This is a genomic window from Aromatoleum tolulyticum (genome assembly GCF_900156155.1).
Taxonomy (GTDB): Bacteria; Pseudomonadota; Gammaproteobacteria; order Burkholderiales; family Rhodocyclaceae; genus Aromatoleum; species Aromatoleum tolulyticum.
The window spans coordinates 89,209-101,959 of sequence record NZ_FTMD01000006.1; the positions used below are offsets into that span (position 1 = coordinate 89,209).

At 67.6% G+C, this 12,751-nt stretch carries 11 protein-coding genes; all 11 read left to right on the forward strand.

The annotated features are described in order from the left end of the window. The first annotated feature begins 257 nt into the window (after window positions 1–257). The 11 genes from mraZ to murC are packed head-to-tail and all read left to right on the forward strand — an operon-like array spanning window position 258 to window position 12,743. Entirely contained in the window at window positions 258–701 is a 444-nt protein-coding gene (gene mraZ, locus BW991_RS10605) for a division/cell wall cluster transcriptional repressor MraZ (protein ID WP_076602085.1), read from the forward strand. After that, window positions 698–1,636: a 16S rRNA (cytosine(1402)-N(4))-methyltransferase RsmH gene (rsmH, locus tag BW991_RS10610; protein WP_076602086.1), complete on the forward strand. Its 939-nt coding sequence runs from the start codon at window positions 698–700 to the stop codon at window positions 1,634–1,636. Before mraZ ends, rsmH begins: the two co-directional genes overlap by 4 nt. Next, entirely contained in the window at window positions 1,633–1,899 is a 267-nt protein-coding gene (gene ftsL / locus BW991_RS10615) for a cell division protein FtsL (protein ID WP_076602087.1), read from the forward strand. Before rsmH ends, ftsL begins: the two co-directional genes overlap by 4 nt. Further along, on the forward strand, window positions 1,896–3,650 hold the full coding sequence (locus BW991_RS10620) for a peptidoglycan D,D-transpeptidase FtsI family protein (protein ID WP_076602088.1): 1,755 nt from the start codon (window positions 1,896–1,898) through the stop codon (window positions 3,648–3,650). Before ftsL ends, BW991_RS10620 begins: the two co-directional genes overlap by 4 nt. Next, entirely contained in the window at window positions 3,647–5,155 is a 1,509-nt protein-coding gene (locus BW991_RS10625; RefSeq protein ID WP_076602089.1) for a UDP-N-acetylmuramoyl-L-alanyl-D-glutamate--2,6-diaminopimelate ligase, read from the forward strand. Before BW991_RS10620 ends, BW991_RS10625 begins: the two co-directional genes overlap by 4 nt. Next, window positions 5,149–6,549: a UDP-N-acetylmuramoyl-tripeptide--D-alanyl-D-alanine ligase gene (locus tag BW991_RS10630; RefSeq protein ID WP_076602090.1), complete on the forward strand. Its 1,401-nt coding sequence runs from the start codon at window positions 5,149–5,151 to the stop codon at window positions 6,547–6,549. The genes BW991_RS10625 and BW991_RS10630 overlap by 7 nt, the downstream gene beginning before the upstream one ends. A gap of 3 nt (window positions 6,550–6,552) precedes the next feature. Continuing rightward, entirely contained in the window at window positions 6,553–7,641 is a 1,089-nt protein-coding gene (gene mraY / locus BW991_RS10635) for a phospho-N-acetylmuramoyl-pentapeptide-transferase (RefSeq protein ID WP_076602091.1), read from the forward strand. Continuing rightward, on the forward strand, window positions 7,638–9,035 hold the full coding sequence (gene murD / locus BW991_RS10640) for a UDP-N-acetylmuramoyl-L-alanine--D-glutamate ligase (protein WP_076602092.1): 1,398 nt from the start codon (window positions 7,638–7,640) through the stop codon (window positions 9,033–9,035). The genes mraY and murD overlap by 4 nt, the downstream gene beginning before the upstream one ends. Further along, window positions 9,032–10,264, forward strand: coding sequence for a putative lipid II flippase FtsW (ftsW, locus tag BW991_RS10645; protein ID WP_076602093.1), 1,233 nt, complete (start codon window positions 9,032–9,034; stop codon window positions 10,262–10,264). Before murD ends, ftsW begins: the two co-directional genes overlap by 4 nt. Continuing rightward, on the forward strand, window positions 10,261–11,331 hold the full coding sequence (gene murG / locus BW991_RS10650) for an undecaprenyldiphospho-muramoylpentapeptide beta-N-acetylglucosaminyltransferase (RefSeq protein WP_076602094.1): 1,071 nt from the start codon (window positions 10,261–10,263) through the stop codon (window positions 11,329–11,331). Before ftsW ends, murG begins: the two co-directional genes overlap by 4 nt. Next, complete coding sequence (murC, locus tag BW991_RS10655; RefSeq protein ID WP_076602095.1) at window positions 11,328–12,743, forward strand: UDP-N-acetylmuramate--L-alanine ligase; 1,416 nt, start codon at window positions 11,328–11,330, stop codon at window positions 12,741–12,743. The genes murG and murC overlap by 4 nt, the downstream gene beginning before the upstream one ends. Window positions 12,744–12,751: the final 8 nt, after the last annotated feature.

Here is a 12,751-nt window from a genome sequence, read left to right on the forward strand (position 1 = left end):
TTTCCCACGCTTCCCCACTTCGGGCTCGTCCGGCGTCCGAATCTCTACGTTTTTCTCATGAAGTTGCGCTATCTGCCTTGATTTTTCAGGGTTTATGGCGGCGCTTTGCTTGTTCATAAGTCATTGTGTAGCAACGGAAAACTCCCCGCGCGCGGCTTGACCCTCCATTTCCTTTACTCTAAAGTGGGGGCTGGTGGTGAAAAGTGGGTTCAGGTGGCATATGCATGCCGCCTCGACGGGCAGAATCAGGGGGGGAAATGTTCCAGGGAGCCGCTGCGCTCAGTCTCGATGCCAAGGGTCGCGTTGCGATCCCTGCGCGGCATCGTGACGCCCTCGTTCCCGACGGGGCGCCGCTGGTCGTCACTGCCCACCCCCACAAGTGTCTGCTGGTCTATCCGCAGGCAGTCTGGGCGCCGATCCGCGCGCAGGTCGCGGCGATGCCCGGCCTCGATCCCGCTGCCGCGGCGCTCAAGCGTCTGCTGATCGGTTTTGCCCAGGAAGAAGAACTCGATGGCGCGGGGCGTGTGCTGATCGCGCCGTCGTCGCGTCAGTGGGCCGGGCTGGACAAGCAGGTGTGGCTGGTCGGGCAGGGGACTCACTTCGAATTGTGGTCGGATGCCGGCTGGCAGAAGCAGCAGGAGGCGATGCTGGCGCTGTCCGGTGCCGCCCTGCCGGCAGGATTCGAGAGCCTGGCGCTGTGAGCCCATCGCCCAAGCACGTGACCGTGCTCCTTTCCGAAGCTGTCGCTGCGCTGGCGATCCGGCCCGACGGCGTCTATGTGGATGGCACCTTCGGGCGCGGCGGACACAGCCGCGCGATTCTTGCGGCGCTCGGGCCGCAGGGGCGGCTCATCGCCTTCGATCGCGATCCGTCGGCGATCGAGGTCGGTCGCGAAATCGCCGATCCCCGCCTTACCCTCGTGCATGCGCCTTTCAGTTCGTTTGCCGACGAACTCGACGGCCTCGGCGTCAGCCGGGTCGACGGCGTGCTACTCGATCTTGGCGTGTCCTCTCCGCAGCTCGACGAGCCGGAGCGGGGCATGAGTTTTCGTTTCGATGCGCCGCTCGACATGCGCATGGACACGAGCCGCGGGCAGACCGTGGCGCAATGGCTGGCAGAGGCGTCTGTCGCGCAAATCACGGAGGTGCTCAGGGATTATGGGGAAGAACGGTTTGCTCATGCGATTGCAAAGGCGATTGCAGCTGCTCGGACAGGGGGGGTTGTTGCAACCACTCGACAGCTTGCCGCGATCGTGGAAAAAGCGGTCCGTACACGCGAGCCGGGGCAGCACCCGGCGACACGCAGTTTCCAGGCTCTACGGATTTTCATCAATCAGGAACTCGAAGAGCTGTCGCTGATCCTGCCCGATACCGTCGCCCGGCTCAAGCCGGGCGGGCGGCTTGTCGTGATCAGCTTTCACTCGCTCGAAGACCGCATCGTCAAGCGTTTCATGCGCGACGAATCGCGTCCGCCGCAGTTGCCGTCGCGTCTGCCCGTACGCGCCGCGGATCTGCCCCAGCCGCGTCTGGCCCTGGTCGGCAAGGCCGCCCGTCCGGGCGACGCGGAGGTTGCGGCCAATCCGCGTGCCCGCAGTGCCGTGATGCGCGTGGCCGAGCGCACGGAGGTGTCGGCATGATCCGCACCGACGCCTTCCTCGTGGCGGTGGCGGTGGCGAGCGCGCTGGGCGTGGTCGCATCGCAGCACCAGGCCCGCAAGCTGTTCTCCGAACTCGAGCGCGAGCAGACGCGCGCTCACGGCCTCGAAGTGGAGTGGGACCAGTTGCAGCTCGAACAGAGCACCTGGGCCGCGCATGCGCGTGTCGAGAAGATTGCCCGCGAGCGCATCGGGATGCGCGCGCCGGTGCCGGGACAGGTCTTTTCGATCGAGGGGGTCAAATGAGCAAACAGCGGACGGTGACCTTCAATCACAACCCCTTGCTGCGGCACGGCCTGCCTGCCTGGCGTCCGCGCGCGGTGATGCTGGGCCTGATGGCGTGCTCGCTGGCGCTGATCGGACGTGCGATGTACCTGCAGGGAGTCAACAACGAATTCCTGCAGGCCAAGGGCGAGTCGCGCTATGCGCGGGTGCTCGAGGTGCCGGCGACGCGCGGCCGTGTAACGGACCGCCACGGCGACATGCTGGCGGTGAGCACTCCGGTGCGTTCGATCTGGGCGATTCCGACCGACGTGAATCTCACTCCGCCGGACGCGCGCAAGCTTGCGGGTCTGCTGGAAATGGACGTGCAGGAGCTCAATCGCCGCCTCGCCGCCGGCCGCGATTTCGTCTACCTGAAACGCCAGGTGTCGCCCGAGTCCGCACAGCAGATCGCCGACCTGAAGCTCGCCGGCGTCCATCAGCAGCAGGAATATCGTCGCTACTACCCCGGCGGCGAGGTGATGGCTCACGTGCTGGGTTTTACCGGCGTCGACGACAAGGGGCAGGAAGGCGTGGAGCTCGCCTTCGACGGCACCCTCGCCGGCAAGGCGGGTGCTCGGCGCGTGATCCGCGACCGTCGCGGGCAGATCATCGAGGACGTCGAGGCCATCCGTGCGCCGCGCGACGGGCAGGACCTCGCGCTGTCGATCGACGCCAAGATCCAGTACCTTGCCTATTCGGCCCTGCGCCAGGCGATGCAGACGCACAAGGCGAAGGCCGGTGCTTCGGTGGTGCTCGATGCGCGCACCGGCGAGGTGCTCGCGCTGGTCAATGCGCCGACCTACAACCCGAACAATCGCTCGAACCTGAGCGGGGCCCAGTTGCGCAACCGCGTACTCACCGACGTGTACGAGCCGGGCTCGATCATGAAGCCGTTCATCGTCGGCCTCGCGCTGGACCGCGGGAAGGTACAGCCCGGTACGATCATCGATACGTCGCCGGGCCGGATGACGATCGGGCGGGCGACAATTTCCGATTCGCACCGCAATGGTGCGCTGACCGTGGCGCAGGTGATCCAGAAGTCGTCCAACATCGGTACCGTCAAGGTCGCGATGCATTTCTCGCCCGACGAGATGTGGCGTCTGTACGACGATCTCGGCTTCGGCAAGCCGCTCAATCTCGGTTTTCCCGGCGAGGCGGGCGGCCGCCTGCGCCCTGCGAAGACGTGGAAGCCGATCGAACAGGCAACGATGTCCTACGGCCACGGGGTTTCGGTGAGCCTGATCCAGATGGCGCACGCCTATCTCGCGTTCGCGCGCGACGGCGAGCTGGTGCCCTTGTCGCTGACGCGTCTGGACGCGCCGCCGGTCGGTGGCAAGCGCATCTTCTCGGCGGCGACGGCGCGCGAGATGCGCGGCATGCTCGAACTGGCGTCCGGCCCCGGCGGCACGGCGCCCAAGGCGCAGGTTGCCGGCTACCGCGTCGCGGGCAAGACCGGCACGGCCATCAAGCTGGAAGGCGCGCACTACACGAACAAATATGTTTCGTCCTATGTCGGGCTGGCCCCCGCCTCCGATCCACGGCTTATCGTTGCCGTGATGATCGACGAACCCTCTGCGGGACAGTATTACGGCGGTGCAGTTGCAGCGCCGGTGTTTGCCCAGATTACCGAAGGAGCGCTGCGTGCGCTCGGCGTGGCGCCCGATGCTCCGTTGGTGCCGCTGCAACTCGCACAGAAGCAGGGGGCAGTCGTGCCAGCGCGGGAGAACATGTGAGCCGCGAACTCGCATCCGCGATCCTCGAACGCCTTCAACAGGCCGGCGTCGCGCCGACCGGCATCACGGCCGATTCGCGCCGCGTAGTCGCGGGCGATGTTTTCGCCGCGTGGCCCGGGCTGGCCTCGGATGGACGCAAGTTCATCGGCGCCGCCGTCGAACGCGGCGCTGCCGCCATATTGTGGGACGACCGCGGCGGATTTCGCGTGGACGGCTTGCCGGTTCCGGCAATTCCCGTCGCCGAACTGCGCCGCCTCGGGGGCTATCTCGCGCACCTGATTCATGCATGTCCGTCCGACAGGCAGTGGGTCGTCGGGGTGACCGGCACCAACGGCAAGACGACCGTCACCCAGTGGCTGGCCGCTGCCCTGGCCCGGTTCGGCGAAAAATGCGGTGTGATCGGAACGCTGGGCAACGGCTTCCCGGGGCAGCTCGCCGATACGCTGAACACGACACCGGATGCGCTCGAAGTTCATCGCGTCCTGCGCGACTTCCTTTCTGCAGGCGGGAGTGCGGCGACGATGGAAGTGTCGTCGATCGGGCTCGACCAGGAGCGCGTCAATGCGGTCGCTTTCGATGTCGCGGTGTTCACGAACCTGACCCGCGACCATCTCGACTATCACGGCACGATGGAAGCCTACGGTGCCGCGAAGGCCCGGCTGTTCGATCAGCCGGGTCTGGGCTGCGCCGTGATCAATCTGGACGACGCCTTCGGCCTGAACCAGGCGCGTCGTCTCGCCGGCGCCGGGCTGCCGGTGATCGGCTATACGCAGTCCGCCGCGGCGACGCCCGTGCATGGCGTGCGCCTGCTGAGTGCGCAGGATGTCCGGATGTCGGCGTCGGGCCTGCGCTTCGCGATGGCTTTTGAAGGCGCGCGGCGCGAGCTCGACGTGCGCATGGTCGCGCCGTTCAACGTGTCCAACCTGCTCGCGGTTGCCGGAGCACTGCTCGCGCGCGGTTTGCCGCTGGACGAGATCGTGCATGCGATCGCGCATCTGACGCCGCCGCAGGGACGCATGCAGCTTGTGGGCGGTGTCGCCGAGCCGATGATCGTCGTCGATTACGCGCATACGCCGGACGCGCTGGCGAAAGTGCTCGAGTCCCTGCGTGCGACCGTCGCGACGCGCGGCGGGCGTCTCGTGTGCGTGTTCGGTTGCGGTGGCGACCGCGATCCGGGCAAGCGCCCGCTGATGGGCGAGGTCGTGCGCGAGCGGGCCGATCGGGTGATCGTTACCAGCGACAACCCGCGCTCCGAGGACCCGGCGAAGATCATCGACGCCATCATGCAGGGCGCGGGTCCGCAGGCGGAGCGGGTGATCGACCGGGCGCAGGCGATCCGCATCGCCGTCGCCGAGGCCGGAGCCGACGACGTCATCGTGCTCGCCGGCAAAGGGCATGAACCCTATCAGGAGATCCTCGGCGTGCGCTTGCCCTTTTCGGATGTCGAGCAGGCGCACATCGCGTTGCGTGAATGGAATCAAGCCAAGGGGGCCGATGCATGCTGAGCCTCAGGGACGCGGGACAACTCGCCGGTTTCCGCGTGGTCGGAGAGGCGACCTTCTCGTGCGTCGGGACCGACAGCCGGCGCATCCGGCCCGGCCAGTTGTTCATCGCGCTGCGCGGCGAGCATTTCGATGGTCACGATTTCGTCGAACAGGCAGTGGCGGCGGGTGCCGTTGCCGCGCTGGTCGATGAGACTTGGCAGCGCGAACACGAGGATATCGAGTTTCCGCGCCTCGTCGTGAGCGACACCCGTCGTGCGCTCGGCGCACTGGCGGCCCATTGGCGCAGTCGCTTCGACATCCCTCTGATCGGGGTGACCGGCAGCAACGGCAAGACCACGGTCAAGGAAATGTGCGCCGCGATCATGCGCGCCCAGGCCCGACATGAGGGGCACGCCCCGGACTGCGTTCTTGCGACCACCGGCAATCTCAACAACGACATCGGTCTGCCGCTGACCCTGCTCGAGCTGCGCGATCACCATCGTGCGGCGGTGATCGAGATGGGAATGAACCACCCGGGCGAGATCGGCTACCTGACCGCCTTGGCCCGACCGACCGTGGCGATCGTCACCAACGCGCAGCGTGCCCATCTGCAGGGCATGGGTTCGCTGGTCGAGATCGCGAGGGAGAAGGGGGCCATCTACGGTGGATTGGGCGACGACGGCATTGCCGTCGTGAATGCCGATGATCCCCATTGCACGCTGTGGCGGGAGCTGAACCGGGGACGCGCCGTCGTCACTTTCGCCACCGGCCACGCAGCGGACGTGAGCGCGAAGGCCGATCTGCACGGGCTCGGCGCCCGTCTCACGCTGAGCACCTCCGAGGGAAGCGTGGAGTTCGATCTGCCGGTGCCGGGCGAGCACAACGTGCGCAACGCGGCGGGCGCCGCAGCTGCATGCCTTGCCGCCGGCGCATCGCAGACCGCGGTCGTCGAGGGGCTTTCCGGGTTCAGCGGGGCGCCGGGCCGCCTGCAGCGACGTGCCGGTCAGAACGGTGCGCAGGTCATCGACGACACGTACAACGCGAATCCCGACTCGGTGCGTGCCGCGATCGACGTGCTGGCCTCGACGGCCGGGCATACGGTGCTGGTGCTCGGAGACATGGGTGAAGTCGGCACGACCAGCGCGCAACTGCACGACGAGGTCGGAGGCTACGCCAAGAGCAAGGGCGTGGACGAACTCTACGCCTTGGGCGAAATGAGCGCGGTTGCGGCGCACAACTTCGGCGACGGCGGGCAGAAATTCGCCACCGCCGAGGCCCTGGTGGCCGCCTTGGCGCCGCGACTCGATGCGAACACGGTGGTGCTGGTGAAGGGCTCCCGTTTCATGCGGATGGAGCGGGTGGCGAACGGGCTTGCGGCGGTGCACAATGGCGCCCCTTCACAGGAGTCTCACTAGTCCATGTTGCTCGAACTCGCCCTCTGGCTGGGTCAGGATATCCGCACCTTCAACGTGCTCGGCTACATCACGCTGCGCACGGTCCTTGCTGCGCTCACGGCGCTGATCATTTCCTTCGTCTTCGGCCCGTCGCTGATCCGCTGGCTGGCAGCGAAGAAGATCGGCCAGGCCGTGCGCGACGACGGCCCGAAGTCGCACCTCACCAAGGCCGGCACGCCCACGATGGGCGGCGCGCTGATCCTCATCGCGATCGCGGTCACGACGCTGCTGTGGGGCGATCTGCGCAACCAGTACGTGTGGGTGACGCTGCTCGTCACGCTGGGCTTCGGCGCGGTCGGCTGGGTCGATGATTGGCGCAAGGTCGTGCATCGCGACCCGAAGGGCCTGCCGAGCCGCTGGAAGTACCTGTGGACCTCGCTGATCGCGCTGGCTGCGGCGCTGTTCCTCGGGCTGACGGCGCACGAGCCGGCGCAGACCGAACTGATCGTGCCCTTCTTCAAGGCCGTGTCGTACCCGCTGGGCATCTACGGCTTCATCGCGCTTTCGTATTTCGTCATCAACGGCACGAGCCACGCGGTGAACCTCACCGACGGTCTCGACGGCCTCGCGATCATGCCGACGGTGATGGTCGCGGGCGCGCTCGCGATCTTCGCCTACGTGGCCGGCCATGCCGGTTTCTCGAAGTATCTCGGCGTGCCCTACATCAACGGCGCGGGGGAACTCGCCGTGTTCCTGGGCGCCCTGTGCGGCGCGGGGCTCGGCTTCCTGTGGTTCAACGCCTACCCGGCGGAAGTCTTCATGGGCGACGTCGGTGCGCTCGCGCTGGGGTCCGCGCTGGGCACGGTCGCGGTCGTCGTGCGCCAGGAGATCGTGCTCTTCATCATGGGCGGCCTCTTCGTCGCCGAGACCATGTCGGTGATGGCGCAGGTGCTGTACTTCAAGTACAGCGGCGGCAAGCGCATCTTCCGCATGGCGCCCCTGCATCACCACTACGAGCTGGGCGGCTGGAAGGAAACCCAGGTCGTGGTGCGCTTCTGGATCATCACGATCATGCTCGTGCTGTTCGGCCTTTCGACCCTGAAACTGAGATGAGCGACGCATCCGACAAGCTCGTACTGGTTCTCGGGCTCGGCGAGTCCGGCCTGGCGATGGCGCAATGGTGCGCACGCCAGGGGGCGCGCGTGCGCGTGGCGGACAGCCGCCGCGAGCCGCCGGGCCTGTCCGTACTCAGGGCGAGCGTGCCGGCAGCCGAGATCGTCCTCGGCGACTTTGCGGACAGCCTCCTCGACGGCGTGGCGCGCATTGCCCTCAGTCCGGGCATCGACGCGCGCACCCCGGTGCTCGCCGAAGCGCGTCGCCGCGGCATCGCGATCGTCGGCGAGATGACGCTGCTTGCCGAAGCGCTCACGGAGCAGGAGCGCGCCCGCACCCGGATCCTCGCAATCACGGGCACCAACGGCAAGACCACGACCACCGCGCTGACGGCGGCGCTGTGCCGCGCGGCCGGACTGGACGCCGTCGCCGCGGGCAACATCAGCCCCGCCGCGTTGACGGTGCTCATGGAGCGGCTCGATCGCGGCGCAGCGCTCCCCGAATGCTGGGTGCTGGAGCTGTCGAGCTTCCAGCTCGAAACCACCGCCGGCCTGAACGCCGAAGGCGCGACGGTACTGAACGTAACGGACGATCACCTTGACCGTCACGGCGACCTCGGCAGCTATGCGGCCGTCAAGGCGCGCATCTTCGACGGCGACGGCGTGCAAGTGCTCAACCGCCAGGACCTGCGCGTGATGGCGATGGCGCAGACCGGGCGGCGCGTCGTGTCCTTCGGCACGGACGCCCCGACCGGGTCCGAAGATTACGGCATCGTCGCCGATGCGGACGGCACCGCATGGCTCGCATGCGGCGGACAGCGCCTGCTGCGCATCACCGAGCTCCCGATCGCCGGCGCACATAATGCGGCGAACGCCATGGCGGCACTGGCGCTCGCCCGCGCGATCGATCTTCCCTATCCCGCGCTGATCGAGGGCCTGAAGTCCTTCCGCGGGCTACCGCACCGGGTCGAGCCCGTTGCACGGCGTACCGACGGCGTGGTGTTCTACGACGACTCCAAAGGCACCAACGTGGGTGCGACGCTGGCCGCGCTGGAAGGGCTGGGGCGGCAGGTCGTCCTGATCGCCGGCGGTGACGGCAAAGGGCAGGATTTTTCGCCGCTGCGCGAGGCCGTTGCCCGCCACGCCCGCGCCGTGATGCTCATCGGTCGTGACGCCGCGCTCATCGATGCCGCACTGGCCGGTTCGGGCGTGCCGACCGAGCGTGCGGCCGACATGGAGGCGGCCGTTGCCCGCGCCGCGACACTCGCGCAACCCGGCGATGTCGTGCTGCTCTCGCCCGCCTGCGCGAGCCTCGACATGTTCCGCAACTACGCCCATCGCGCCGAGGTGTTCATCGCGGCCGTGCTCCGTCAGCCGGGGGTGAGCGCGACATGAAATTCGTGACGGCACTGAGCGGCTGGATCTCCTCGCGCAACACCGGCGGCATCGGTTCGGACACCAGCCGCGCGGTCAATCGCCTGATGCGTCCGCAGACGCCTGCCCGCGACCTCGATCCGCTGCTGATCTGGTCCGCGGCCGCGCTGCTGCTGATCGGTCTCGTGATGGTCTATTCCTCGTCCATCGCGATCGCCGAAGGCAGCAAGTTCACCGGCTACCAGCAGTACTACTTCGTGATCCGCCACGCGATTTTTCTCGCGATCGGCGTGGTCGGCGGCCTGATGGCCTTTCAGGTGACGATGCGCCAGTGGCAGCAGTTTGCGCCGCTGCTGTTCCTCGCCGGCCTCGCACTGTTGGTCATCGTGCTGATCCCCGGCGTCGGCCGGGAAGTCAACGGTGCGCAGCGCTGGCTGCCGCTCGGTCCCGTCAATCTGCAGCCGTCCGAGCTGATGAAGCTCTTCGCCGCGCTGTACGCCGCGGATTACACGGTGCGCAAGCTCCCCGACATGGGCAGCTTCCGCCGAGGTTTCCTGCCGATGGCGATCACCATCGTCCTCGTCGGTTTCCTGCTGCTGCGCGAGCCCGACTTCGGCGCCTTCGTCGTGGTCGCCGCGATCGCCTTCGGGGTGCTGTTCCTCGGCGGCATCAACGTGCGCGTCTTTGTCCTGCTGGCGATCGTCGCGGTGATCGGCCTCGCGCTGCTGGTGTGGCTCTCGCCCTACCGCCGCGACCGCCTGTTCGGCTTTATGGACCCGTGGCAGGACGCCTTCGGCAAGGGTTACCAGCTGTCGCACGCACTGATCGCATTCGGCCGCGGCGAGTGGTTCGGCGTCGGCCTCGGTGCAAGCGTCGAAAAGCTCTTCTACCTGCCCGAAGCGCATACCGACTTCCTGCTCGCGGTGATCGCCGAGGAACTCGGATTCGTCGGCGTGCTGACCATCGTCGTATTGTTCGCGATCCTCGTGCATCGGGCGATGATGATCGGGCGCGAGGCGATCAAGCTCGAGCGCTACTTCTCGGGCCTCGTCGCGATGGGTATCGGCCTGTGGATCGGCGTGCAGTCCTTCATCAACATGGGCGTCAATACGGGCCTCCTGCCGACCAAGGGGCTCACGCTCCCGCTGATGAGCTTCGGCGGCTCGGGCATCGTCGCGAACTGCATCGCGCTCGCGATCCTGCTGCGTGTCGACTGGGAAAACCGCCAAGTGATGCGGGGGCGCTCATGAAGACGCTCCTCGTGATGGCTGGTGGCACGGGCGGTCACATCTTCCCCGGCATCGCCGTGGCGGAAGTCCTGCGCGCGCGCGGCTGGCGCATCGTGTGGATGGGCAACCCCGACGGCATGGAGGCGCGCATCGTCCCCGAGCGTGGTTACGAGACCGCCTGGGTGCGCTTCACCGCGCTACGCGGCAAGGGCATCGTGCGCAAGCTGCTGCTGCCCCTGAACCTGTTGCGCGGATTCTGGCAGGCGCTGCGCGAGCTGGGGCGCATCCGGCCCGACGTCGTGCTCGGCATGGGCGGCTACGTGACCTTCCCGGGCGGCATGATGGCCGCCCTCACCGGCCGTGCGCTGGTCCTGCACGAACAGAACTCGGTCGCCGGGCTCGCGAACCGCGTGCTCGCAGGCGTCGCCGACCGCGTCCTCGCCGGCTTTCCGAAGGTGCTGAAGAAGGCCGCCTGGGTCGGCAACCCCGTGCGTGCCGACATTGCGGCGCTCGCGGCGCCCGCCGAGCGCTTTGCCGGCCGGAGCGGCGCGCTCAGGGTGCTCGTGGTCGGCGGCAGTCTGGGTGCGGCGGTGCTCAACGAAACGGTGCCGCAGGCGCTCGCACGCATGCAGCCGGCCGAGCGCCCGCACGTCACGCACCAGGCCGGCGCGAAGCAGATCGACGCGCTGCGCAGTGCCTACGCCGCTGCGGGCGTCGAGGGCGAGCTGCTGCCCTTCATCGACGACATGGCGACGAAATACGCCGAGGCCGATCTCGTCATCTGCCGCGCGGGTGCGCTGACGGTCGCAGAACTGGCGGCTGCGGGCGCCGCGAGTCTGCTGGTGCCCTTCCCGCATGCGGTGGACGATCACCAGACGGGCAACGCGCGGTTCCTCGCCGATCAGGGAGCGGCATACCTGCTCCCGCAAACCGAACTCAACGCCGAGCGGCTGGCGGGCATCCTGGCGAGCCTCGATCGCACGCGTCTGCTCGAAATGGCGACGAAGGCGCGCGCGCTGGCCAAGCCGCATGCCGCGGAGGCGGTCGCGAAAGTCTGCGAAGACCTCGCGGCAGGGAGAAAGCAATGAAGCACAAAGTCAAACGCATCCATTTCGTCGGCATCGGCGGCGCCGGCATGAGCGGCATCGCCGAAGTGCTGGTCAACCTCGGCTACACCGTCAGCGGCTCGGATCTCGGCGAGAACGCGGCGACGCGCCGCCTGCGCGCACTCGGCGCGCGTGTCGTGTCCGGCCACGCTGCCGAGAACGTCGCCCAGGCCGATGCTGTGGTGATCTCTACCGCAGTGCGCAACGACAACCCCGAAGTGACGGCCGCGCGTGCGCGCCACATCCCGGTGGTGCCGCGCGCCCAGATGCTCGCCGAGCTGATGCGCCTCAAGCAGGGCATCGCGATCGCGGGCACCCACGGCAAGACCACGACGACCTCGCTCGTCGCGAGCATCCTTGCTGAGGGCGGGCTGGACCCCACCTTCGTGATCGGTGGCAAGCTCAACGCGGCGGGTGCGAACGCGCGTCTCGGCAAGGGCGATTTCCTCGTCGCCGAGGCTGACGAGTCCGACGCATCCTTCCTCCTGCTGACCCCGGTGATCTCGGTCGTCACGAATATCGACGCCGATCACATGGACACCTACGGGCACGACTTTGCCCGCCTCAAGCAGGCCTTCGTCGATTTCCTCCAGCACCTGCCGTTCTATGGCGTCGCGGTGCTGTGCGAGGACGACCCGCACGTGCGTTCGATCATGCCGCTGGTGTCGAAGCAGATCGTCCGCTACGGCCTGTCGGAGTCCGCGAACATCCGCGCCGAGAACATCCGTGCCGAAGGCGGCCGCATGCTGTTCGACGCTGTTCGCGTGAATGGCACGATCAGCCGTCTGCCGATCGAACTGAACCTGCCGGGCCTGCACAACGTACTCAACGCACTCGCCGCGATCGCCGTGGCCACCGAGGCGCAGGTGCCGGACGAAGCGATCATCAAGGCGCTCTCCGAGTTCAAGGGTGTCGGGCGGCGCTTCCAGCGTTACGGCGAGATTCCGCTGCGCGGCGAGGATGGCAGCGAGCGCGGCAGCTTCACGCTGATCGACGACTACGGCCACCACCCGGTCGAGATGGCTGCGACGCTGGCCGCCGCGCGCGGCGCGTTCCCCGGCCGCCGCCTCGTCCTCGCCTTCCAGCCGCACCGCTATACGCGCACGCGCGACTGTTTCGAGGACTTCGTCAAGGTCTTGTCCACCGTCGACGCCCTGCTGCTGGCCGAAGTGTATGCCGCCGGCGAAGCGCCGGTCGTCGCTGCCGACGGGCGTTCGCTGGCGCGTGCGATTCGCGTGTCGGGCAAGGTCGAGCCGGTCTTCGTCGAAGACATCGGCGATATGCCGGCGACGGTCCTCTCGGCTGCGCGCGACGGTGATGTGGTGATCACGATGGGCGCGGGCTCGATCGGCGCCGTGCCCGGAAAACTGGCTAACAACGAGGAAGTGGCGTGAGCGGCGAA

Excerpts from the sequence above, each read along its gene's own strand:
- mraZ (WP_076602085.1), top strand. The coding sequence starts at position 258 with ATGTTCCAGGGAGCCGCTGCGCTCAGTCTCGATGCCAAGGGTCGCGTT.
- ftsL (WP_076602087.1), top strand. The coding sequence starts at position 1,633 with ATGATCCGCACCGACGCCTTCCTCGTGGCGGTGGCGGTGGCGAGCGCG.
- BW991_RS10620 (WP_076602088.1), top strand. The coding sequence starts at position 1,896 with ATGAGCAAACAGCGGACGGTGACCTTCAATCACAACCCCTTGCTGCGG.
- BW991_RS10630 (WP_076602090.1), top strand. The coding sequence starts at position 5,149 with ATGCTGAGCCTCAGGGACGCGGGACAACTCGCCGGTTTCCGCGTGGTC.
- mraY (WP_076602091.1), top strand. The coding sequence starts at position 6,553 with ATGTTGCTCGAACTCGCCCTCTGGCTGGGTCAGGATATCCGCACCTTC.
- murD (WP_076602092.1), top strand. The coding sequence starts at position 7,638 with ATGAGCGACGCATCCGACAAGCTCGTACTGGTTCTCGGGCTCGGCGAG.
- ftsW (WP_076602093.1), top strand. The coding sequence starts at position 9,032 with ATGAAATTCGTGACGGCACTGAGCGGCTGGATCTCCTCGCGCAACACC.
- murG (WP_076602094.1), top strand. The coding sequence starts at position 10,261 with ATGAAGACGCTCCTCGTGATGGCTGGTGGCACGGGCGGTCACATCTTC.
- murC (WP_076602095.1), top strand. The coding sequence starts at position 11,328 with ATGAAGCACAAAGTCAAACGCATCCATTTCGTCGGCATCGGCGGCGCC.